The following is a 19,613-nucleotide window of genomic DNA, read 5'->3' on the forward strand; positions in this document are numbered from 1 at the left end:
GCTCGCTTTAAGATTACCACAGGGGGACTAGCAGGAACCCCGTCAAGCTTGAGCTTTTATTTTTTAGCCCCTAAAGACAGCTATGAGAACCTATCGCAAGCAGCCACAGGGGTCGAGAAGGTTGCGAGCACCGGTACTGAAGACAGTACCGACGAAACCGCCCCGGTTTGTACAGTAGAAGCGTTACTGCGCTCTGGGTTTGGTGTAAGAAAAACAATCGTTTACACAACGGGGTCCGGTGCAACTTTAAAAAGGAAATATTCGCGGATAATTGTCGCTAAAAACAAGGCTGCGGAGTTTGCGCCTACTGGCTCTTATAAAGGCGGCACAATTAAACGTGTAATCAATTCACTTGACGACGCTTTTTCGTAATGATTAACGAAGGGAATTGGCAGATTTTCTATAATGCCAGTAATCAAAATGATTCTTTGTCTATTCCCTTAAATTCTCCTATCGAGTCGATATTAGTTAAAGTGTCTTTGTCGACTCCACAACCAACCTGGAGAAGGGCGGGATGGCTTAATCAGTATTGGGAAGACGAGGGGGACTTGTGGTTATTAAAAACCGCTCAAATTCAATTAAACGGGCATTTAGTGAACTTAAGTTTAACAAACAAGTCCTTACTCGTTTTTAACCCCGTTACTTGGTTAGTTAAATCGAATGGTGTGAGTTTTGGGACGAGTACCTTGCTAGGGAATAACCTTTCTGTTAATAACTGGAATATTGGGGCTGCTGATTGCACTAGCGGTGTATCAGCTACGCAAAGACATTGGGGAAACGGAAATAATTTCGTTTCTGTATCCGCTTCTAACGATCCATCTGTTTTAGGGAATACGTTAGTCGTGGGGGCCCAAAGCTTTGGGACTTTGTTTAATGGAAAACTAGACCAAGTTTTGATAATTCCTGCGCTACTAAGTAATCCTGACAGGCAAAAATTAGAGGGGTTTTTGGCTTGGCAACGGGTAGCGTGGAATCTACCTGCTAACTTGCCAAGCAATCACCCATTTAAAAATCGTGCCCCTTATGTGGGTGATTAAATAATCTTTTGTATTGCCTTTGGTGAGTCTTTTTATGCCTAGAATGTCACAAAAGAACAAAATCGCCCTACTTTTTATACTGTTAGGGTTAATTAGTGGGATTATTTTAAGCTTGATCCTGCCAGAAGAAAAGCTAGTCTTTGCTTTGTCTGGTCCGACGGCTTTAATCGGTGCTGGTTTGTCCCAGTGGTCATCACAAAAGGAGTATTAATCGATGAGTATTACTAAAATTGATTGGAACAATCCAAAAGCTAGAATCAGTAAATATTTTACTGTTTGGGAAGTGACCAAAAGCGATCCGCGCCGAATTCCCGCAATTGGGAGTGAGGTAGAGCGCGAAATCCTAAAACTTGCGATCGAACTCGATAAAATTCGTGAGGAATGGGGGGGGTTAGTTTTGGTTACTTCTTGGTATCGGCCGCCGGTGGTTAACCGTGCCGTAGGTGGTGCGAGTAACTCTCAACATCTTTATGGTCGAGCGGTTGATATTCGGCCAAGCAGTCCGGCATCATTAGCTAAATTCGAGGGGTTTCTTGATCGATATTGGTTTGGGGCGCTAGGGTACGGAGCGCGTCGGGGATTTATTCACATTGACACTCGGAACGGAAAAGGTTGGAGAAGCAGCGGGGAAAAAGGACCGAGATGGGATTATTAGGTTTTTGCTTGGGGTAACTTGCTTGGGGTATCATAACACGGGATTTTTGTCTGCTGGCGACAAAAGCGATCGCCCTGCGCCAATCCTCTCTAACTTTTTGGTTAGCAGATGCACTATCGCCAAAGGAGATCGGCTATTTTGATCTTAACGATAAAAAGGTATCAATATCTGTAGGAGTTTTTGTAATCTTCTCAGAGCAATTAATTGTCGAATCTTGGGATTAATTTGGGGGGGATAAATGCTGGTGGCTAATTGTTCTTCCAGTAAAGCATATTCTGCCGCAGTTAGGGGTTGATTATCCAGGGGCGATCGAGCCGAAGTGATAATTTCTGCTCGTAAAACTTCTTCGGGAATATCTTCGGGAGAGGGCAAAGCAATGGCTTTTAGGGGCGAGAAGAAACCGATAGAGATGAGGATGATAATTTTGGTCGTTCGCTGCATTTAATTTAAACCGGGGGGCAATTTTTCTCGACACTGTTGATGAATTTCCCCGATTCTAGCAAACAACCAGGGATATTTTTGACGATAACTGGGAATTAGAGCCAGAGGACTGAGTAGAGCAGTGGCGGCAATATCGGCTATACTTAATTTATCCGCCACCAAATAGGCCTGATTTTGCCAATATTCTAGAATCTTGAGGGCATTTTCTAGCCGCTCCTCCGCTATTTTTACCTTGGCTGGAGTGATTTTATATTGTTGTCGCACGATCTTAATAATTATTTGACTACTCAGGGAAGGATCGATCGCTTTTCCCTCTCCGGCGCGATAATCATAATAGACAAATCTCGTCGCCACTCCAATACTTTCATCTAACCAATCTTCCAGTAACCAAGCTTGATTTTTATCCTTTGCCCCAGCGGGAATAAAAGAGGGGAAAGGAACTACCTTTTCTAAATATCTGAAAATGGCAGTAGAATCGGCAATAATCTGATCTGCTGCCATTAAAACGGGGACAGTGGTTAACCCTTTGGTTAGGGACCTGAGTTTGAGAATATGTAGTCCAGGTGTGAGATTTTCTACTTGGTAATCAATCCCCTTATAACCTAGAGCTAAACGAGCTTTGCGACAGTAATGAGATGTGCTAAATTGAAGTAAAAGCATTAATTGTTATTGGTTGTTAGAGCAGTTATCAGTTATCAGATTTGAGTTTTAAGTGAGCAGTATGTATTAAGCGAGCAGTATTATTGATACTGTGTTTTCACTGTTCACTGTTGACTGAATTGACAATAGGTCTATACTATGGGCAAACCCCCCCTTTTTTCGGCTGTTTCTCCTGCTTATGGGACTAATTCCCAAACAAAAGATCCCTGGTTAGCTGTCAATTTCTCGATGTTCTTCCCCGGCTTGGGACAATGGTATGCTAACAAAAACCAAAAAGCAACCATTTGGGCGATCACTCAAGTAATATTAATAATTGTGACAATTTGGTCAATTTTTAGCCCCAATGGTCTTGTAAGCTGGGGATTAGGGGGAATAGTTGCTCTGGTTGTCCTTTACATTAGCAATATTTTTGACGCTCACTGGAGTGTTTATTATTCCAGACAGAATAACAGCTTAGAGAAAATTCCCCGGAAACAAAAAAACCCATGGTTTGCCGTCTTCGCTAACCGGATTATACCGGGGTTAGGGCAATTGTACGCCGATAAGGTGATCTTAGGGATAATTTTTCTGACTATATCCCTGATTACCGTGAAAATGGATCATTTTTTGGCTAATATCCTCTTTCTTGCCCCTTTAATTACAGCGATCGCTATTTATCATGTTTATCACACTTTCCCCGATCAATTCCATCCCCATCGTCACACCTATCGTTCCATTTTGGCGCTGATGGTGGCAGCAATTTTTACTTGGGGAATTATCTGTAATTATTTTCCCGATTGGTTACATCAAAAAATAGAATTTTTCGAGATTCCCAGCGAATCCATGCTACCTACCCTCGCAGTAGGTGATCGCGTTTTCGTCAGTCAATCTGGTAATTATCAAGCGAAAAGAGGCGATATAATTGTTTTTAGAACTCCCGAAAAAATTAAGCAACTAGATCCTAAGTCTGGAGATTTTTTTATCAAACGAGTCATCGCTATTGCTGGGGATACCATTGAAATCCGCAGGGGTAAAGTTTATCTCAACCGGCAAGTTATCGAGGAACCCTACACCGCCGAGTTAGCCAATTATGAAATAGAATTTATGACTGTACCCCCAAAAACCCTGTTTGTTTTGGGAGATAATCGTAACCATAGTTTTGATTCCCGTGATTGGGGTTTTTTGCCAGAAAGTTATATCTTTGGTCAAGCCTATAAAGTTTACTGGCCTCTCAATCGTGTCCAATCTTTGCTATGATGGGGATGACTGGGGTAACTTTGAACCTAGGTGTTACAGTTAGATGAATTTGGGTATTGTTAGATAATTATAACATTCCCAACCTCTGGAAATGTTCCCGAAAAATTCCCACTGGTGCTAGAAATTAAATTCAGTTTTTTCTCGATTAATATGCTCTTAAAATTTACTCAAAACCTGAAAAATCAGCGAATAATATTATTAGTATTGTTGCTAGTAATAGGGATATTTTTCTGGTGGTTATCGTGGCAATCTCCCGGGATGAGCCAAATTCAACGACCCGAAACAGTTGCTCAACAAATTTATCAAGCAATGCCAGATTTACCGAAAGAAAACAACTATATCCGTCGAGAGACAGGAGCGATAGATCCGAATAATACTTTAATAAGTCGCTTTCTTCGTTATCATCAAGATACAAAAAAAAGGTTTACTCTCATCCGTTTTGATTGGCAATTAACCCTAGGGGATTATCTAGGAGTGAACGAGAAAATCAGCGAAGAAAACTATCCCGGACAAGCAACCCTTACCGTTAATCCCATGGCTGCCGATATCAAAGCGATGAACAGTCTTAATCGTCGTCAACGGCAGCAGTTAGTCACCCTTCTAGTCGAAATTTATAACCCCGCTATTCTCCCCCAAGAAACCCCCAATCCTAGTCCTTCTCCTAGTCCTTCTCCTAGTCGTCCATCATTATCAAAACCAGGAGATGCTGACCTATTAAAATTCTAGAAAATTATGGAAAAAATTCTCAAATATGGTTCGGGTTGGCGACTCGGTTGGAATCCCAAGGCAGCCGTTTATAAAGGATTAATTGGTGGTGATGATTGGGCGATCGAATTAACCGAGGCCGAGTGGCAAGATTTGCGTCGGTTACTATCACAATTGACTGCGACTATGGCAACAATAGCCACAGAATTAATGGATGAAGAAAGTATTGCTTGTGAAGCGGAAAGTGAGCTTTTATGGTTAGAAGCGACAGGATTTCCTGATAATTATTCTCTGCGATTGATTCTCTATCAAGGTCGCGGTTGTGAGGGCAATTGGTCGGCCACTGCCCTGCCAGAGTTGCTCGCCGCTTGGGACAATTTGCTTTACAATTTTTAAGAAAGCGGTGGGCATAAGTTAATTTTTGTTTCCCCCTCTTGACTTTTTGAATCCCCTGTGCTGCCATGATTGCCCATCCGAGGACGAAGACCGATAATCTCACCTACACCCCGCCCCCATTGCTGAAAAACGGTTTTGCCATGACCCTCTATGTGTCCCTAAAAGCGCGAGAAACCTGGCAAAATACGATCGCTATTCCCGAACCAGTCTATCAAGAAACCATTTTCACCGGGGCCAATGCCGTCCCCATCTACGGGATTGTTTCCATCCCCCCGCAAGCGAAAGGAACCATTATCGGCACCTACGGCATCACGGGAGACTTAGATAATCAATGGTTTTTAAGAATTTTAGGCAGAAAAGCCGTAGCAAGAAACTACGCAGTCGTCCTCTTCGATTGGCGCGCCCACGGTAAGACAGCCGAATTATCCCCGACTCTCACCTCCGATGGCATCTATGAAGGGCTAGATTTCATTCATATTGCCGCCCAAGCCCAAAAAATGGGCTGTCCTGCCCCTTTTTGGTTCACGGGTTACTCTCTGGGGGGACAATTAGCCCTCTGGGGAATTAAATCGGCAGAGAATCAGGAAGATAGGGGCATCGATCCCGCCCATATCGGTGGTGGTGCGGTAATTTGTCCTAATTTAGACTCTAATCGTTCTTTATCCTATCTCGTCCAGGATTCCTGGGGAAAACATTTGGAAAAAGCGATCGCCAGAGAATTACGCAAGTTAGCCAAACGCATCCATAAAGCCCATCCCGATCATATCGATCCCGAAGCAATTACTCGCGCCACCACGATTGCCGGATTCGATCGAGAATTAGTGATTAAAAAGCTAGGATTTGAGACGGTCTATGACTATTATGCCGCTAGTAGTCCCTTGCCCTTTCAACCCTATTTAACTAAACCCACTTTTATCCTCTACGCAGCCGATGATCCCCTCTTTTCCCCCGCAGTTATTCCCGATCTGCAAGCAGCGATCGCTGATAATCCCCACGTGGATCTACTCTTAACCAACCATGGCGGTCATGTGGGTTATATCAGCAGTTTATCCTGTCAGCGTCAGTGGGGCGATAGCGATCGCTGGTGGGCATGGAATCGGGTTTTAGACTGGTTTGACCAAAAAACTGGCAAATAAGGGCTAATTTCTAGGAGTCAAAGGCCGCTAGAAACTCCTCCACCTGTTCCCCAGTCGGTTGGGATGCGATCGCTCCTGCTCTTCTTGTCACCATTGCCCCCACCGCACAGGCATAAATCACCGCATTACGGGCCAAATCGGCATTTTCCTCGATTTGATCGCCTCCAAGACCAGCACGAGCCAAAAAACCCGCCACAAAGCCATCCCCCGCCCCAGTTGTATCCACTACCTCCCCGTGAAAAGCCTTGACAGTGCCGCTATTTTCGCCTAAATGATATTTACAACCTTTTGCGCCGCCAGTAACCAGAATTGCCCCTAAATTGGGGTATTGTGATGATATTTCTCTGGGGGTATCAGTGCCAAATAACCATGCTGCTTCTTCCTCGCTACATTTGAGCAAATCGGCCTGGACGATAAAATCTCGAATGATATCAGGGGCAGCCTCAAGATTAGGCCAGAAAACCGGTCGCCAGTTGATATCGATCAATACTTTCACCCCGTAAATTTTAGCCAATTCGAGGGCGCGTTGCATTGCCCGGCAGGAAAGGGGATAGGCTAACCCTAGGGTTCCCATCACTAGATAATAGGCATTTTTCCAGAGATTTTCGGGCAAAAGGTCAGCATTAAGGGCAGTATCGGCAAAATAGGTCGTTTTTCTGCCACCAAAACCCGCAAAATGTCTGTCTCCCCCAGCATCGCGGGTGACATAAACTTGTCGGGTGGGTAGGGTAGGGTGATACTGTACACCAGTGGTATCTACTCCGAGAGCGTCTAGCAAGACGATTAACTGTTCTCCGGGTTGATCTTTGCCCACACAACCGATAAAAGCCGAATTTATGCCCAATTTTCGCAATCCACAGGCCACGTTTGCCGGCGCCCCCCCGGCGTAGGTTGTCCAAGAAGTTACTTGCTCTACAGCGCAATCGCTCTGATCGGCAATTAGATCATAGAGGATTTCCCCTAAACAAATTACAGACACTGGCGAAGATCTTTGATTGTTAAGCATTGGTGTGGGGTGTGGGGTGTGGGGTGTGGGGAGAATAAATAAAATAATCTCCTGTCTCCTGACTCCTATCTCCTGACTCCTGACTCCTGAATCCTAACTCCTGACTTGTCAAGAAATCACGATCAATCAACTAGAGATTATCTTAGGCATTTAGTATAATCGAACACATAGATTAGGGGAAATTGCTCGTAGATTAGCCCCAGGGAGCGTGAATCATCTTTCTCGTCCCTATATCTTCCCCTGTTTTTTAGTCTTAGACTAAGGAAATATCATGATTGATTGTAGTCAGATTCAGTTTGACGAGGATAAAAGCAAGATAGATTTATTGCAACTACGAGAATTATTTAATTTAACCGCATTTTGGGCAATAGATCGCCGTTTAGAAGATTTAGAAACCGCAATTGACTATAGTGATCCGGTGGTGACGGTGTGGAATGAGCGGCAATTAATTGGTTTTGCTCGGGCTACTTCCGACGGCATTTATCGGGCAACTATTTGGGATGTGATTGTTCATCCCGATTATCAGGGAGCCGGTTTAGGGCGTAAATTAGTAGAAACAGTTTTGGCCCATCCCCGAATAAATCGGGTGGAAAGAGTCTATTTGATGACTACTAATCAAGAAAATTTTTACCAGCGCATTGGCTTCCAAAGCAACGCCACCACGACGATGGTATTATTTAATCGTTATCCCGAGGAGTTTTCCTATCCAGCGATCGAGGTAAAGAAAAAACGATCCGTGTGAGCTTGTCCTGACTATTATTATCGATTTGATCTAAGCTCATTTCCCCCCCCGATACTTCGATAATGCCTTTCGCTAACTGGAATTTAAGACTGGGAGAAAAACCAAGAGATCGAGTAAATTGTTTGACTTCTTCTGGCTTTGATTCTAAACTCAAGGATGAAATTTCTGGAATTTGCCAGAGAGGGATTTCCCCAGGAAATTCTAGGACAATAGTGACTTTTTTCTCGCAAAGAGTGCTTACCGATATACAAATAGAGCCACTCGCTAAGTCTGCGATCGCTGCATCGACGAGAAGGACAAGAGCGGAGGATAAACATTGATAATCGGCAATAATAGCAATATCATCGGTTAAATGGCTAAATTTAAGCTGAATATTGCTATTAGCTGCCTGTAAATGGGTTAAACTCGCCCAATCTTCCCAGAGTTTAGTTAAAGAAAAAATTTCTCGCTCCAGAGGTATAGTACCAGACTCTAGTTTGGAGAGATTAATCATCTCATCGAGCATTGCCATCAGTTTACGGCCCGCCAGTTGTCCCTGGGCGATAAATTCCCTTTCTTCGGCTGGACTTTCACAAAGATCGGCGAGAATCAGTTGATGGAGACTGATCATACTGCTCAATGGCGATCGCAATTCGTGGGCAACCCGTCCCAAAAAACTGCTCTTGAGGTGATTAATTGCCACAGCCATCTGATAAGCGAGGCGAGTTTGCTGTAATTCCCGTTTTAAAGCGTCAATATCGTCCATATTTACAGAAAAACTGCCCCTTGTCGTAAGATATCCCATCTTTGACATTGCCAACGCGCGACGGTGGAGGGTTGTCCACTATTGATTATTCCCCATGCTTGCCTTTCTGTGGGTGCTAACACCGTCACCGAGGGAAAAGTAGTCATAATCGCTTCTGGAGTCAATAAAGGCTCTTGTCCTGACAGATTAGCACTTGTGGTCGCTAAAACACCAGTTCGACCGAGAAGTTCTCTTGCGATCGCATGAGCAGGAACTCGGATCCCGATCGTGCTAGGATCCTTAGGGTTAAGAACTTTTGGTACTTTTTCAGAAGCGGGTAAAACCAAAGTTAGGGAGCCGGGCCAGTATTTTTCGGTCATTTGCCGCCAAATTTCCCTTTCTTCCTGATTTCCCTTGACATAATCCCATAAATCTGCTGCCGAGGCCGCCATGAGAATTAAGGGTTTATCAAAAGTCCGTTTTTTAGCGGCAAAAACTAAGGCAGCATAGGGGGGAGAAACTGCTAAAGCGGGAACTGTATCTGTGGGAAAAGAAACCACTTGACCACTGAGGGCCGCGTGAACAATTTCGTTAAGAGAAGCAGTAGGCATTGAGAATTGATCATTTTTGGGGACTAATTTAGCCTAAGACTTTTTGGTACAATTTTAAACGGGTAGGGTTGATTCATGAATCAACCCTACTTGATCAGCGGGGTATCCGAAAGTTTTTAACACCTACCTACTTATCTCCAACCAATTAGCGACGATTAATTATGAATGAGCCTGATACTTTTGCTAATCTCCAACAATTAGAATATATTCCTTACCTAGATGCCACGGGTAATATCTCTGCTGATTTCCAAGGAAAAATCGGGGTCTATGCCATTTTTGAGCGAGAGCAAGTCTTAGAGTTTGTCGGCTATTCTCGTGATATTTATCTCAGTTTAAAACAACATCTTGCCCGACAGCCCCAAGCTTGTTATTGGCTAAAAATCCAGTTGATTGAGCGTCCTAATCGGACTATTCTCGAATCAATTAAACAAGCTTGGCTAAGAGAAAGTCAGGCAGTAATCGGCAATGAAAAACTCTGGACAGAACCAATTGATGCTAAATTAGCCATGACTGAGACAGAAAAAGAAATTTATCAAAGTGCTGACGAAGTAGGGCAAATCAAGTTATTAAAACAGGTATCCAGACGAGTAGAAAACGATATTTTATCAACCCTAGAAAAACGGGGAGTACAGATGGAAATTCGTTTTAATCCCAAGTTAAAAGAACAGGGTTTGCTCGATTTAAAGTAAAAATTACTAGGAGCGATCGATTCTCCAGACAAACCGCTATGATAGTATATCGCCCCATCCCCACACCAATGGAAGAGCGATGACCACTCAAGACTGGCCAAACCTACTGCAGCAACTACTCGATCAAAAATCCCTTTCCCTTAACCAAGCTGAAGAATTAATGACTGGATGGTTAAACGGCCAGATTCCGGAAGTTTTATCGGGGGCGATTTTAGCGGCTTTGCAAGCAAAAGGAGTCTCGGCCGCGGAATTAGCGGGAATGGCCACAGTTTTACGCCAACAATCTCGCTTAGAAGACCCTAAACCCCATACTACTCCCGTTATCGATACCTGTGGCACCGGCGGCGACGGGGCCGCAACTTTTAATATTTCCACTGCTGTGGCTTTTGTGGCGGCCGCCGGGGGCGTAAAAGTGGCTAAACACGGCAATCGCTCTGCCTCCAGCAAGGTCGGTTCGGCCGATGTTCTAGAATATCTTGGGGTTAATTTAAGCGCCCCTAGCCAGAAAGTGGCGGCAGCTTTAGATGGGGTGGGAGTGACCTTTCTTTTTGCCCCCGGTTGGCATCCAGCCCTGAAAAGTGTGGCTAATCTCCGCAAAACCCTGAAAGTTCGCACAGTTTTTAATCTTCTGGGCCCTCTAGTTAATCCTCTCCGTCCCACAGGTCAAGTTATCGGGGTTTATGACCGGCAATTTCTCACCCCCATGGCCACGGCTTTAGCACAAATGGGAACCCCAAAGGCAATTATTGTTCACGGCCGGGAAAAACTCGACGAGGTGGGGTTAGGAGATCTGACCGATATGGCTTTATTAAATAATGGCGAGGTGGTTTCTGGGGCGATCGATCCCTTGTCAATTGCTATCCCCAGAGCCAGTTTAAATGCCCTTAAAGGCGGGGAAGTGCCAGAAAATGCCGAAATCCTCAAAAATGTTCTGCAAGGGGGGGGAACGCCCGCTCAACGGGATGCTGTGGCGATTAATGCCGCTCTTGCCCTACAGGTGGCAGAAAAGGTCACTTTTGGCGATCATGCTGCTGGTTTCGCCCTCGCTCGCGAGATTTTAGCCAGTGGGTTAGCTTGGCAAAAACTAGAGGAGTTGGTTAAGTTTCTCGCCTAGGACAATTCAGAGGAGACAGAAAGCAGAAGGCGGTCGGCAGAAGGCAGGAGATTATTTTTATTTATTCTCCTCGCTCCCATCTCCCCGCTTCCATCTCCCCACCTCAATGCACTTACTGCATGATATAAATGCCTAAACACGATGGTTAGGAGATTTCTGTTACAGACAATACAAAATTACCCAAGTTAAAAAGAATTAAATAACAAATAGAGACTAGGTAAGTTACTAAATTTTTGCTAATGACGACGGTATTTTAAAGAATACTTATTGTTAAATCCCGATTTCTTCATTTCTAACCCGCGCCGACTAGAACAATTACACCCACAGACCAGTAAGGAGATAGATTCGTGGTACAAGCAGCTGAAAAAGATGGAACAACTCTCAATAAATTCGAGAAATTTAAAGCCGAAAAAGACGGACTAGCCATTAAAGATGAACTGGATCATTTTGCCCAAATCGGTTGGGAAGCGATGGATAAAACCGATTTAGAACATCGCTTAAAATGGGTGGGGGTTTTTTATCGTCCCGTCACCCCGGGTAAATTTATGATGCGTTTGCGGATTCCTAACGGCATTCTTAGCAGTGAGCAAATGCGCGTTTTAGGGGAAATCGTGCAGCGTTACGGTGATGATGGCAATGCCGATATTACTACTCGTCAAAACCTACAATTACGCGGTATTCGCATCGAAGATATTCCCGATATTTTCCAACGACTAAAATCCGTGGGTATGACTTCGGTACAATCGGGTATGGATAATGTCAGAAATATTACCGGTTCACCCATGGCGGGATTAGACGCGGATGAATTAATTGACACCAGGGAATTAGTCCAAAAAGTCCAAGATATGATTACCAACTACGGTCAAGGTAATTATCAATTTAGCAATCTGCCCCGCAAATTTAATATTGCCATCGAGGGGGGCCGGGATAACTCGGTTCATGCGGAAATTAACGATATTGCCTTTGTTCCTGCCTATAAAGAGGGAGAATTAGGCTTTAATGTTGTGGTAGGTGGCTTTTTCTCGGCTAAACGCTGTGAAGCGGCAATTCCTATGAATGTTTGGGTGAGACCGAATCAGGAAGTGGTGGATTTATGCCGAGGGATTTTGGAAGTTTACCGCGATAACGGATTGCGTGCCAATCGTCAAAAATCCCGTTTAATGTGGTTAATTGATGAGTGGGGAATCGAGGAATTCCGCACGCGGGTGGCCAATCACTTAGGTTATCCCTTGGCAACGGCAGCGGAAAAAGACGCAATCGACTGGGAAAAACGGGATCATTTAGGAGTTTTTCCCCAAAAACAGGAGGGATTGAGCTATATCGGTCTTTGTGTTCCCGTTGGTCGTCTATTTGCCGATGATATGTTCGATTTAGCCCGGATTGCCGAAGTGTATGGCAGCGGAGAATTGCGTTTAACCGTGGAACAAAACGTGATTATTCCCAATATAGCGGCTGAAAATATGCCAACTCTTTTAAGCGAGCCTTTACTGGCTAAGTTTACCCCCAATCCCACTCCTTTACAACGAGCGCTCGTTTCCTGTACGGGGGCGCAATTCTGCAATTTTGCCCTGATTGAAACCAAAAACAGGGCTGTGGACTTGATTAGTCAGTTAGATGCCGAATTAAATATCCCCCGGGGTGTGCGTATCCACTGGACCGGTTGCCCTAACTCCTGCGGACAACCCCAAGTGGCCGATATCGGTTTGATGGGGACAAAAGCACGCAAAGACGGCAAAACCGTGGAGGGAGTTGACCTCTACATGGGGGGTAAAGTGGGTAAAGATGCTCACTTGGGAAGTTGTGTACAAAAAGGGATTCCCTGTGAAGACTTAAAATCGGTGTTAACTTCTATCCTCATCGAACAATTTGGGGCGACACCGAAAGGTTAATTAACAAGTTTCTCGATAGGCTGAGTGGGGGGTTTATCCCCTCTTTTTTCTCTATCTCTGTTGGCTGAAATTGGCCGACCTCTTGCTATAGTAGGAGGCAGATAGGAGCAGGAAAATTCTTATATATTTTCCTGCCAGATGGGAATCGTTACTTCGCTTCAAATTGGGCTTGTTTGCGAAGTAATTCCCCAATGGTTAAATTGGGTTGAGGTCTGCCATCAAAAACCGTCCCTATCTCAAATTTTTGCAACTGTACCCGTGCCAAATGATAGGCCTCATCGGGTAGGGGAATATAACCAATACTATCTAATAAATTGGGAACTCGATCGAGATAATATTTAACAAATTTCTCTAAAGCGGGATTCTCTTGGGCTTTTTGGGCATTAACATAGATAAACAAAGGACGAGATAAAGGCTGATATTTACTATCCTCGACATTGCTGCGAGTTGGTTCAATACCGTTAACTTTCAAGGCTTTTAATTTATCCCGATTTTGTTCATAGTAAGCATGGCCAAAATAGCCTAATGCGTTGGCATCTTGACTGACGGCATTAACTAAAGCTTGGTCATCTTCACTAAAGTTAAAATCCCCACGACTGGCATCTTTGCCGTTAATTACCTCACTAAAAAAATCGTAGGTTCCGGAATCTTTACCCGGCCCGTGAAGGGTAATCGGTTGGTCAGGCCAAGCGGGATTAATTTGATTCCAACGTTTGATTTTATTCTCGGCCGCTGGTTCCCAAATAGTTCTTAATTCTGTGGTGGAAATATCATTAACCCAGTTATTTTCGGGATTGACTACCACGGTTAAAGCATCAAAAGCGATCGGTAGTTCAATAAATCTTACCTTATTAGCATCACATTCTTTTAATTCTTCCACAGAAATCGGCCGAGAAGCATTATTAATATCGGTTTCTCCCGCACAAAATTTTCTAAAACCGCCGCCAGTTCCTGAAATATTAGCATCAATTTTAACATCAGCCAAAACTTTGTTAGGGGTATTAGCCTTAAAATCTTCGAGAACTTTATCGGTAATTGGTGCTACGGTACTCGAACCATCGATTTTAATTGGTTTTAGGTCTTGAGGATTAATATTGGCACAAGCGGGTAAAAGTAGAGCAGTTCCTAGTATGGTTGCGACTACTTTGGTCGGACGAGATAGCTGAGTAAAAATTTCTAGCATAGGTGTCAAAAGGAGAAGGTAAAAACGGGTATTGGGGAGACTTTTCAGTTATCAGTAGGGAAGTGGGGAAGTGGGAAGAAAAAAGCTGCGGGATGATGGATAAAAACCTTAATCTTTTCTTTGTTGTTTTTACGTCACTATAATGGTAGGGAAAGAGAAAACCCCTATATAGACGGGAAAAGTTAGCGGTTTTACCCGCGACTTAAAACTAATGTTTAGTCAAAATAAATGGTAAAAGAAGTGGAGATTTTTGTCTAGTTATCGAGAAAATTTTTCTTGACAATACATTACGTTCTTTTATTCACTTCTTAACCTATTCTTTACCAAGCAGTGGTAACTTTTAGCGTAAAATTTAAGGCAGTTTACGGATCAAAATTAATCCTATGCTCAACAAAAACAGAACCCATTTACTAACAGCCTTATCCATAGCCACTTTAACAGCGACTTTAACCGCTTGTGGGGGCGGCGATACGGCAGGAACTAGCGGAGAGGGAAGCAATAGAATTGCCCAGGTTCCTCTGCAAGGAGAGGTCGCCCTCAATGGCGCAGGTGCTTCTTTTCCCGCGCCCCTATATCAAAACTGGTTTGTCACCATCAATCAACTATTTTCTAAACTGCTAATTAACTATCAATCTACCGGTAGCGGGGCGGGAGTCGAACAATTTATTCAAGGTACGATCGATTTTGGCGCTTCCGACGTAGCCATGAGTGACGAGGATATGGCCAGAGTTAGCCGCGGGGTTTTACTGCTACCGATGACGGCGGGAAGCATCGTTATGGCTTATAATTTGCCCGGAGTAGAAGGGCTGAAACTAAGTAGAGAAGCATATATAGGCATCTTTTTAGGCACGATTACCCGTTGGAACGATGCCAAAATCGCCGCCGATAACCCCGATTTAAAACTACCCGATGAAGACATTACCGTAGTTCACCGGGCAGACGGTAGCGGAACAACGGGAGTTTTTACCAAGTTTTTAAGCGCCGTTAGTCCCGAATGGAAAAAAAGTATCGGTGAAGGAAAAGCCGTACAATGGCCGACCAAAAAAGGTAAATTTCTCGGCGGTAGAGGCAATGAGGGTGTAACCGCCCTAATTCAACAAAATCAAGGCTCGATCGGCTATATTGAGTACGGTTTCGCTAAAAATAATAACCTGCCCATGGCCGCCCTGCAAAATCAGGCGGGTAAATTTGTCATTCCCGATGAAACCAACGCCGCTGCTACCCTCGCTAACGTTGAACTGCCTGAAAATTTACGCGCTTTTATCGTCGATCCGCCGGGGGAAAATTCCTATCCCATTGTCACCTATACTTGGATGTTGGTTTATAAAAAATACAACGATCCCCAAAAAGCTTTAGCAATGGAGGCGATGATCGAATTTGGACTTAACCAAGGACAAGAACAAGCAAGTCCCCTTGGTTATATTCCCCTACCGAAAAACGTCCGGGAACGAGTAGCCGCCGCTGCCGATGTCATCTATCCCGATTACACGATCAAGGTGGATTAGTCGCCGAAAAAATGTATTCAAAGTTACAATAATAGTGTAGGAAAGTCAATTTCGACCTTAGCTACCGCAAACTAGCTGGATTTAAACCCTAATCATGAGTGCGCCCACAGTTTCGCCCGACTCAACTTTTAAAGAACGTCCAGAATCGGAAAAAATCCTCGATAAAGGCTTTGTCGGATTAACTACCGCCTTTGCCATCGCTATTGGGGTAATTTTGCTCCTAATTGCCCTAGTTATTTTTATTCGGGCTTTACCAGCGATTCAAACCTTTGGTCTGGGATTTTTGACCAGTAGTGCTTGGAATCCCGTGCGCGGTCGGGAAGAATTCGGAGTTCTGCCGGTTATCTACGGAACTCTCGTTAGTTCTCTGATTGCCCTACTGATTGCTGTTCCCCTCGGTATCGGTTCAGCGATTTTTTTAAGCGAAGATTTTATTCCCTTAAATGCGCGGACAATTTTGGTTTTTCTCGTACAACTTTTGGCCGCTATTCCCAGTGTTGTTTACGGATTATGGGGTATTTTTGTATTGATTCCTATCCTCAGACCCCTTGGTAACTGGTTAAATGCTAATTTTAGTTGGATTCCTCTGTTTAGCACGCCTTTAGGGGGGCCGGGTATGTTACCGGCGGGGGTAATTTTAGCGATTATGATCCTGCCGATTATTATCGCTATCTCTCGTGACTCTTTGGCCGCTTTACCGCCGGATTTGCGGCAAGCTTCCCTAGGTTTGGGGGCCACCCGTTGGGAAACGATTTTTCGGGTCTTAATTCCTGCCGCTTTTTCTGGGATTGTCGGGGGGATTATGTTAGCTTTAGGGCGCGCTTTAGGGGAAACCATGGCAGTAACGATGATTATCGGCAATTCTAACCGCATTAGTGCCTCTATTCTCGCCCCTGCTAACACGATCGCTTCCTTATTGGCTAACCAATTCGCCGAAGCATCGGGAATGCAAGTATCAGCTTTAATGTATGCTGGTTTTGTTCTCTTGGTTTTGACCCTAGTAGTCAATATCTTCGCAGAATTAATCGTTAATCGCGTCAAAGCTAAGTATTAAGCCGTCAGAAGGCAGAAGGCATCTTTTTTCTCCCCACTCCCCCACTTCATAATTCATAATTCATAATTCATAATTCATAATTTCCACTGATAACTGATATGGATAGTGCGAATTTAGGCAATAATCTCAAAAAGAAACCGAGTAGTCCTCGATCGCTATTGGGGACAATTATGACCGTTCTCTCGGCTTTATGTTTAGCTGTTACTGTGATTCCCCTTTTTGCCGTCCTAGGCTTTGTTTTTGTGCAAGGGGTGGGTCGTTTAAACGCTAATCTCTTTACTAAATTACCGCCACCGCCGGGGTTAGGAGGGGGAGGCATCGCTAACGCTATTTTAGGCACAATTATTGTCGTCGCCCTAGCTACGGCGATCGCAGTTCCCATCGGCGTTTTAGCGGCGGTTTATCTCTCGGAATTTAGCGGTGATAACAAACTTGCCCAGGGTGTGCGCTTCGCTACCAACGTTTTAGCGGGCGTTCCTTCGATTATTGTCGGGGTTTTCGCCTACGGTTTGCTAGTTGCCCCCTTATTTGGCGAAGGAACAGCCCTTTTAGGCTTTTCTGCCCTGGCCGGTTCGATCGGTTTAGCGGTGTTAATGTTACCGACTATTATTAGAACCACCGATGAGGCTTTAAAAATCGTTCCCCAAGACATCCGCTGGGCGGCCATGGGTTTGGGGGCCTATAACTACCAAACCGTCCTAAAAATCGTCCTTCCTGCCGCAGTTCCCGCTATTTTAACCGGTGTGACTTTAGCAATTGCTAGGGCTGCAGGGGAAACCGCCTCCTTAATTTTTACGGCATTATTCTCTAACTTTTGGCCTCGAGGTGTCTTTGAACCGATTGCCACCCTTTCGGTCTTAGTTTTCAACTTTGCTACTGCCCCTTTTGCCCCCCAACAGCAATTAGCTTGGGCAGGTGCTTTAATTCTGGTGTTTTTGGTGTTGGTAACTAACATTTTATCCCGTTTAGCCACGCGCCAGAAAACCTATTAAGTCAAGGAAAAAGTGAAAAGTCAAAAGGAATATTTAAGTAAAAATCTACCTATCTTTCTGATTCCTAAATTAGCCAAATTCAAGGTAAATAATTTATGCTAACTAACTCTAACCCCCATTCTACAGGAACCGTTTTAAAGGTCGATAGGGCTGATATATACTATGGTAATTATCGAGCAGTACGAGATGTTTCCATCGATATTCCCAAAAATAGAGTCACCGCTTTTATCGGACCCTCTGGCTGCGGAAAAAGCACCATTCTCAGGTGTTTTAATCGTCTCAATGATTTAATTCACGGTTTTCGTATTGACGGCAAAGTTTTTTATCATAACCAGGATATTTACTCTCAAGAGGTGGATCCTGTCGAAGTAAGAAAATGTATCGGTATGGTGTTCCAGCGCCCTAATCCTTTCCCCAAATCCATCTATGATAATGTGGTTTACGGAGCGCGATTAAATGGTTATAAAGGCGATTTAGATGAATTAGTAGAAACTTCCTTGCGTCGAGCAGCTCTCTGGGAAGAAGTAAAAGATAAACTGAAAGAAAGCGGTTTTTCCCTATCGGGGGGACAACAACAAAGATTATGTATTGCTCGCACTATTGCCGCTCAACCAGAAGTATTATTAATGGATGAACCCTGTTCGGCACTCGATCCAATTTCAACTTTAAAGGTTGAGGAATTAATGCACGAATTAAAAGAACGTTATACAATTATTATTGTTACTCACAATATGCAACAAGCTACTAGAGTAGCGGATTTAACGGCTTTTTATAACGCTGAACCCACCGATAAAGGTGGCAAAATTGGTTATTTAGTCGAGTTTGATCATACGGATAAAATCTTCGGTGATCCTCAAGAAAAAGCAACTAAAGATTATGTTAGTGGACGTTTTGGCTAAATTCAGTTATCAGTTATCAGTTATCAGTTATCAGTATAAAGTGGCAAGTTTGGAGTTTTCTTTTCACTGATTAGTGTTTACTGGTCACTGAAAAAAAACACCCATCTCCTTATTTCCTTTGAAAATTATGTATAGTACCGATGTTGTCACCGATGCAGTTTTGAGAACCAAAAACTTAAATGTTTACTACGGTTCTAATCTCGCTGTTCGTGATGTTAACCTTGATATTCCTGAGAAAAAAGCGATCGCTTTTATTGGTCCCTCTGGCTGCGGAAAAAGTACGGTTCTGCGCTGTTTTAATCGCATGAATGATCTGGTTAAAAGTGCCAAAATTGAGGGAAAAGTTACCTTTCACGGTCAAGATATTTATGGTAATTCCGTTAATCCTATCGGGTTACGCAGTCGCATCGGTATGGTTTTTCAGAAACCGAATCCTTTTCCTAAATCTATCTATGAAAATATCGCTTTTGGGGCGCGCTTAAATGGTTACATCGGTGATATGGATCAATTAGTGGAGGAATCTTTAAAAAAAGCCGTTCTCTGGGATGATGTTAAAGATAAACTCAAAGAAAGTGGTTTAGCTTTATCGGGGGGACAACAACAAAGGTTATGTATTGCTCGCGCTATTGCGGTTAAACCAGAAGTTGTTTTAATGGATGAACCCTGTGCGGCACTCGATCCAATTTCTACCCTAAAAATTGAGGAATTAATTCACGAATTAAAAACCCAATATACTATAGTTATTGTCACCCACAATATGCAACAAGCGTCGCGGGTTTCTGATTTAACGGCTTTTTATAATGCTGAACCGACACCAAAAGGCGGTAAAGTGGGTTATTTAGTGGAATATGATCGCACCGAGGTAATCTTTCAAAATCCCGCCCAAGAGTCCACTAGAGATTATGTTAGCGGTCGTTTTGGTTAAGATCACAGCAATAA

At 43.8% G+C, this 19,613-nt stretch carries 23 protein-coding genes; 17 read left to right on the plus strand and 6 right to left on the minus strand.

The window, feature by feature from the left end; all coding sequences use genetic code 11:
* The 4 genes from MiAbW_RS16330 to MiAbW_RS16340 form a co-directional block, all read left to right on the plus strand.
* Positions 1-372 (plus strand): hypothetical protein (locus tag MiAbW_RS16330; protein ID WP_238707322.1); only part of this gene is annotated, 372 nt, incomplete at its 5' end.
* On the plus strand, positions 372-1,037 hold the full coding sequence (locus MiAbW_RS16335; RefSeq protein WP_151696956.1) for a hypothetical protein: 666 nt from the start codon (positions 372-374) through the stop codon (positions 1,035-1,037). The genes MiAbW_RS16330 and MiAbW_RS16335, both read left to right, overlap by 1 nt.
* Positions 1,038-1,071: 34 nt before the next feature.
* On the plus strand, positions 1,072-1,248 hold the full coding sequence (locus MiAbW_RS19645) for a hypothetical protein (protein ID WP_172967388.1): 177 nt from the start codon (positions 1,072-1,074) through the stop codon (positions 1,246-1,248).
* 3 nt (positions 1,249-1,251) lie between these two features.
* Entirely contained in the window at positions 1,252-1,692 is a 441-nt protein-coding gene (locus tag MiAbW_RS16340) for a D-Ala-D-Ala carboxypeptidase family metallohydrolase (RefSeq protein WP_151696957.1), read from the plus strand.
* Positions 1,693-1,836: 144 nt separating this feature from the next.
* Here MiAbW_RS16340 and MiAbW_RS16345 read toward each other — a convergent pair whose 3' ends face one another.
* On the minus strand, positions 1,837-2,133 hold the full coding sequence (locus MiAbW_RS16345; protein ID WP_151696958.1) for a glutathione S-transferase: 297 nt from the start codon (positions 2,131-2,133) through the stop codon (positions 1,837-1,839).
* Positions 2,134-2,793, minus strand: a complete 660-nt coding sequence (locus MiAbW_RS16350) for a glutathione S-transferase family protein (protein ID WP_151696959.1) — start codon at positions 2,791-2,793, stop codon at positions 2,134-2,136.
* Between the two features lie 138 nt (positions 2,794-2,931).
* Here MiAbW_RS16350 and lepB point away from each other — a divergent pair, with 138 nt between their 5' ends.
* From lepB to MiAbW_RS16370, 4 genes are all read left to right on the plus strand, one after another.
* Positions 2,932-4,029, plus strand: coding sequence for a signal peptidase I (gene lepB, locus MiAbW_RS16355; protein ID WP_151696960.1), 1,098 nt, complete (start codon positions 2,932-2,934; stop codon positions 4,027-4,029).
* A gap of 150 nt (positions 4,030-4,179) precedes the next feature.
* Complete coding sequence (locus MiAbW_RS16360; RefSeq protein WP_151696983.1) at positions 4,180-4,755, plus strand: hypothetical protein; 576 nt, start codon at positions 4,180-4,182, stop codon at positions 4,753-4,755.
* Positions 4,756-4,761: 6 nt separating this feature from the next.
* Positions 4,762-5,130 (plus strand): DUF1818 family protein, encoded by a 369-nt coding sequence (locus MiAbW_RS16365; RefSeq protein WP_151696961.1) that lies wholly within the window; start codon positions 4,762-4,764, stop codon positions 5,128-5,130.
* 65 nt (positions 5,131-5,195) lie between these two features.
* The gene (locus tag MiAbW_RS16370; RefSeq protein WP_151696962.1) at positions 5,196-6,266 is read left to right on the plus strand and encodes a YheT family hydrolase; all 1,071 of its coding nucleotides are present in this window, start codon (positions 5,196-5,198) and stop codon (positions 6,264-6,266) included.
* A gap of 10 nt (positions 6,267-6,276) precedes the next feature.
* Here the strand turns inward: MiAbW_RS16370 and MiAbW_RS16375 are convergent, their stop codons facing one another.
* Positions 6,277-7,272: a carbohydrate kinase family protein gene (locus tag MiAbW_RS16375; RefSeq protein WP_151696963.1), complete on the minus strand. Its 996-nt coding sequence runs from the start codon at positions 7,270-7,272 to the stop codon at positions 6,277-6,279.
* Positions 7,273-7,543: 271 nt separating this feature from the next.
* On the opposite strand from MiAbW_RS16375, the gene MiAbW_RS16380 reads away from it, so the two are divergent.
* Positions 7,544-8,014 carry a GNAT family N-acetyltransferase gene (locus MiAbW_RS16380; protein ID WP_151696964.1) on the plus strand — a complete coding sequence of 157 codons (471 nt, stop codon included), beginning with the start codon at positions 7,544-7,546 and terminating at the stop codon, positions 8,012-8,014.
* Here MiAbW_RS16380 and MiAbW_RS16385 read toward each other — a convergent pair.
* The gene (locus tag MiAbW_RS16385; protein WP_151696965.1) at positions 7,950-8,807 is read right to left on the minus strand and encodes a sensor histidine kinase; all 858 of its coding nucleotides are present in this window, start codon (positions 8,805-8,807) and stop codon (positions 7,950-7,952) included. The genes MiAbW_RS16380 and MiAbW_RS16385 overlap by 65 nt on opposite strands.
* On the minus strand, positions 8,762-9,349 hold the full coding sequence (locus MiAbW_RS16390; RefSeq protein ID WP_151696966.1) for an L-threonylcarbamoyladenylate synthase: 588 nt from the start codon (positions 9,347-9,349) through the stop codon (positions 8,762-8,764). Before MiAbW_RS16390 ends, MiAbW_RS16385 begins: the two co-directional genes overlap by 46 nt.
* Positions 9,350-9,510: 161 nt before the next feature.
* Between MiAbW_RS16390 and MiAbW_RS16395 the strand changes: the two genes are divergently transcribed.
* The 3 genes from MiAbW_RS16395 to MiAbW_RS16405 all read left to right on the plus strand — a co-directional run bounded on the left by MiAbW_RS16395 (position 9,511) and on the right by MiAbW_RS16405 (position 13,041).
* Positions 9,511-10,038 carry a GIY-YIG nuclease family protein gene (locus tag MiAbW_RS16395; protein WP_151696967.1) on the plus strand — a complete coding sequence of 176 codons (528 nt, stop codon included), beginning with the start codon at positions 9,511-9,513 and terminating at the stop codon, positions 10,036-10,038.
* 79 nt (positions 10,039-10,117) lie between these two features.
* Complete coding sequence (gene trpD, locus MiAbW_RS16400) at positions 10,118-11,152, plus strand: anthranilate phosphoribosyltransferase (protein WP_151696968.1); 1,035 nt, start codon at positions 10,118-10,120, stop codon at positions 11,150-11,152.
* A 347-nt stretch (positions 11,153-11,499) separates the two neighbouring features.
* Positions 11,500-13,041 carry a ferredoxin--nitrite reductase gene (locus tag MiAbW_RS16405; protein ID WP_151696969.1) on the plus strand — a complete coding sequence of 514 codons (1,542 nt, stop codon included), beginning with the start codon at positions 11,500-11,502 and terminating at the stop codon, positions 13,039-13,041.
* Between the two features lie 148 nt (positions 13,042-13,189).
* Here MiAbW_RS16405 and MiAbW_RS16410 read toward each other — a convergent pair whose 3' ends face one another.
* Positions 13,190-14,224 carry a PstS family phosphate ABC transporter substrate-binding protein gene (locus MiAbW_RS16410; RefSeq protein WP_151696970.1) on the minus strand — a complete coding sequence of 345 codons (1,035 nt, stop codon included), beginning with the start codon at positions 14,222-14,224 and terminating at the stop codon, positions 13,190-13,192.
* 383 nt (positions 14,225-14,607) lie between these two features.
* Between MiAbW_RS16410 and pstS the strand changes: the two genes are divergently transcribed.
* The 5 genes from pstS (at position 14,608) to pstB (MiAbW_RS16435) (ending at position 19,599) form a co-directional block, all read left to right on the plus strand.
* Positions 14,608-15,729 carry a phosphate ABC transporter substrate-binding protein PstS gene (gene pstS / locus MiAbW_RS16415; protein WP_151696971.1) on the plus strand — a complete coding sequence of 374 codons (1,122 nt, stop codon included), beginning with the start codon at positions 14,608-14,610 and terminating at the stop codon, positions 15,727-15,729.
* Positions 15,730-15,823: 94 nt separating this feature from the next.
* Entirely contained in the window at positions 15,824-16,783 is a 960-nt protein-coding gene (pstC, locus tag MiAbW_RS16420) for a phosphate ABC transporter permease subunit PstC (protein WP_151696972.1), read from the plus strand.
* 98 nt (positions 16,784-16,881) lie between these two features.
* Positions 16,882-17,775 (plus strand): phosphate ABC transporter permease PstA, encoded by an 894-nt coding sequence (pstA, locus tag MiAbW_RS16425; RefSeq protein WP_008196120.1) that lies wholly within the window; start codon positions 16,882-16,884, stop codon positions 17,773-17,775.
* Positions 17,776-17,870: 95 nt separating this feature from the next.
* Entirely contained in the window at positions 17,871-18,674 is an 804-nt protein-coding gene (gene pstB, locus MiAbW_RS16430) for a phosphate ABC transporter ATP-binding protein PstB (RefSeq protein ID WP_151696973.1), read from the plus strand.
* Positions 18,675-18,801: 127 nt separating this feature from the next.
* Entirely contained in the window at positions 18,802-19,599 is a 798-nt protein-coding gene (gene pstB / locus MiAbW_RS16435) for a phosphate ABC transporter ATP-binding protein PstB (RefSeq protein WP_151696974.1), read from the plus strand.
* Positions 19,600-19,613 lie beyond the last annotated feature (14 nt).

The sequence above is a fragment of the Microcystis aeruginosa NIES-4325 genome (assembly GCF_008974145.1).
Classification (GTDB): Bacteria; Cyanobacteriota; Cyanobacteriia; order Cyanobacteriales; family Microcystaceae; genus Microcystis; species Microcystis aeruginosa_G.

What these genes read in the sequence shown, in the direction of transcription:
- MiAbW_RS16335 (WP_151696956.1), top strand. Translation starts at nt 372, where the DNA reads ATGATTAACGAAGGGAATTGGCAGATTTTCTATAATGCCAGTAATCAA.
- MiAbW_RS19645 (WP_172967388.1), top strand. Translation starts at nt 1,072, where the DNA reads ATGCCTAGAATGTCACAAAAGAACAAAATCGCCCTACTTTTTATACTG.
- MiAbW_RS16340 (WP_151696957.1), top strand. Translation starts at nt 1,252, where the DNA reads ATGAGTATTACTAAAATTGATTGGAACAATCCAAAAGCTAGAATCAGT.
- MiAbW_RS16345 (WP_151696958.1), bottom strand. Translation starts at nt 2,133, where the DNA reads ATGCAGCGAACGACCAAAATTATCATCCTCATCTCTATCGGTTTCTTC.
- MiAbW_RS16350 (WP_151696959.1), bottom strand. Translation starts at nt 2,793, where the DNA reads ATGCTTTTACTTCAATTTAGCACATCTCATTACTGTCGCAAAGCTCGT.
- lepB (WP_151696960.1), top strand. Translation starts at nt 2,932, where the DNA reads ATGGGCAAACCCCCCCTTTTTTCGGCTGTTTCTCCTGCTTATGGGACT.
- MiAbW_RS16360 (WP_151696983.1), top strand. Translation starts at nt 4,180, where the DNA reads ATGCTCTTAAAATTTACTCAAAACCTGAAAAATCAGCGAATAATATTA.
- MiAbW_RS16365 (WP_151696961.1), top strand. Translation starts at nt 4,762, where the DNA reads ATGGAAAAAATTCTCAAATATGGTTCGGGTTGGCGACTCGGTTGGAAT.
- MiAbW_RS16370 (WP_151696962.1), top strand. Translation starts at nt 5,196, where the DNA reads ATGATTGCCCATCCGAGGACGAAGACCGATAATCTCACCTACACCCCG.
- MiAbW_RS16375 (WP_151696963.1), bottom strand. Translation starts at nt 7,272, where the DNA reads ATGCTTAACAATCAAAGATCTTCGCCAGTGTCTGTAATTTGTTTAGGG.
- MiAbW_RS16380 (WP_151696964.1), top strand. Translation starts at nt 7,544, where the DNA reads ATGATTGATTGTAGTCAGATTCAGTTTGACGAGGATAAAAGCAAGATA.
- MiAbW_RS16385 (WP_151696965.1), bottom strand. Translation starts at nt 8,807, where the DNA reads ATGTCAAAGATGGGATATCTTACGACAAGGGGCAGTTTTTCTGTAAAT.
- MiAbW_RS16390 (WP_151696966.1), bottom strand. Translation starts at nt 9,349, where the DNA reads ATGCCTACTGCTTCTCTTAACGAAATTGTTCACGCGGCCCTCAGTGGT.
- MiAbW_RS16395 (WP_151696967.1), top strand. Translation starts at nt 9,511, where the DNA reads ATGAATGAGCCTGATACTTTTGCTAATCTCCAACAATTAGAATATATT.
- trpD (WP_151696968.1), top strand. Translation starts at nt 10,118, where the DNA reads ATGACCACTCAAGACTGGCCAAACCTACTGCAGCAACTACTCGATCAA.
- MiAbW_RS16410 (WP_151696970.1), bottom strand. Translation starts at nt 14,224, where the DNA reads ATGCTAGAAATTTTTACTCAGCTATCTCGTCCGACCAAAGTAGTCGCA.
- pstS (WP_151696971.1), top strand. Translation starts at nt 14,608, where the DNA reads ATGCTCAACAAAAACAGAACCCATTTACTAACAGCCTTATCCATAGCC.
- pstC (WP_151696972.1), top strand. Translation starts at nt 15,824, where the DNA reads ATGAGTGCGCCCACAGTTTCGCCCGACTCAACTTTTAAAGAACGTCCA.
- pstA (WP_008196120.1), top strand. Translation starts at nt 16,882, where the DNA reads ATGGATAGTGCGAATTTAGGCAATAATCTCAAAAAGAAACCGAGTAGT.
- pstB (WP_151696973.1), top strand. Translation starts at nt 17,871, where the DNA reads ATGCTAACTAACTCTAACCCCCATTCTACAGGAACCGTTTTAAAGGTC.
- pstB (WP_151696974.1), top strand. Translation starts at nt 18,802, where the DNA reads ATGTATAGTACCGATGTTGTCACCGATGCAGTTTTGAGAACCAAAAAC.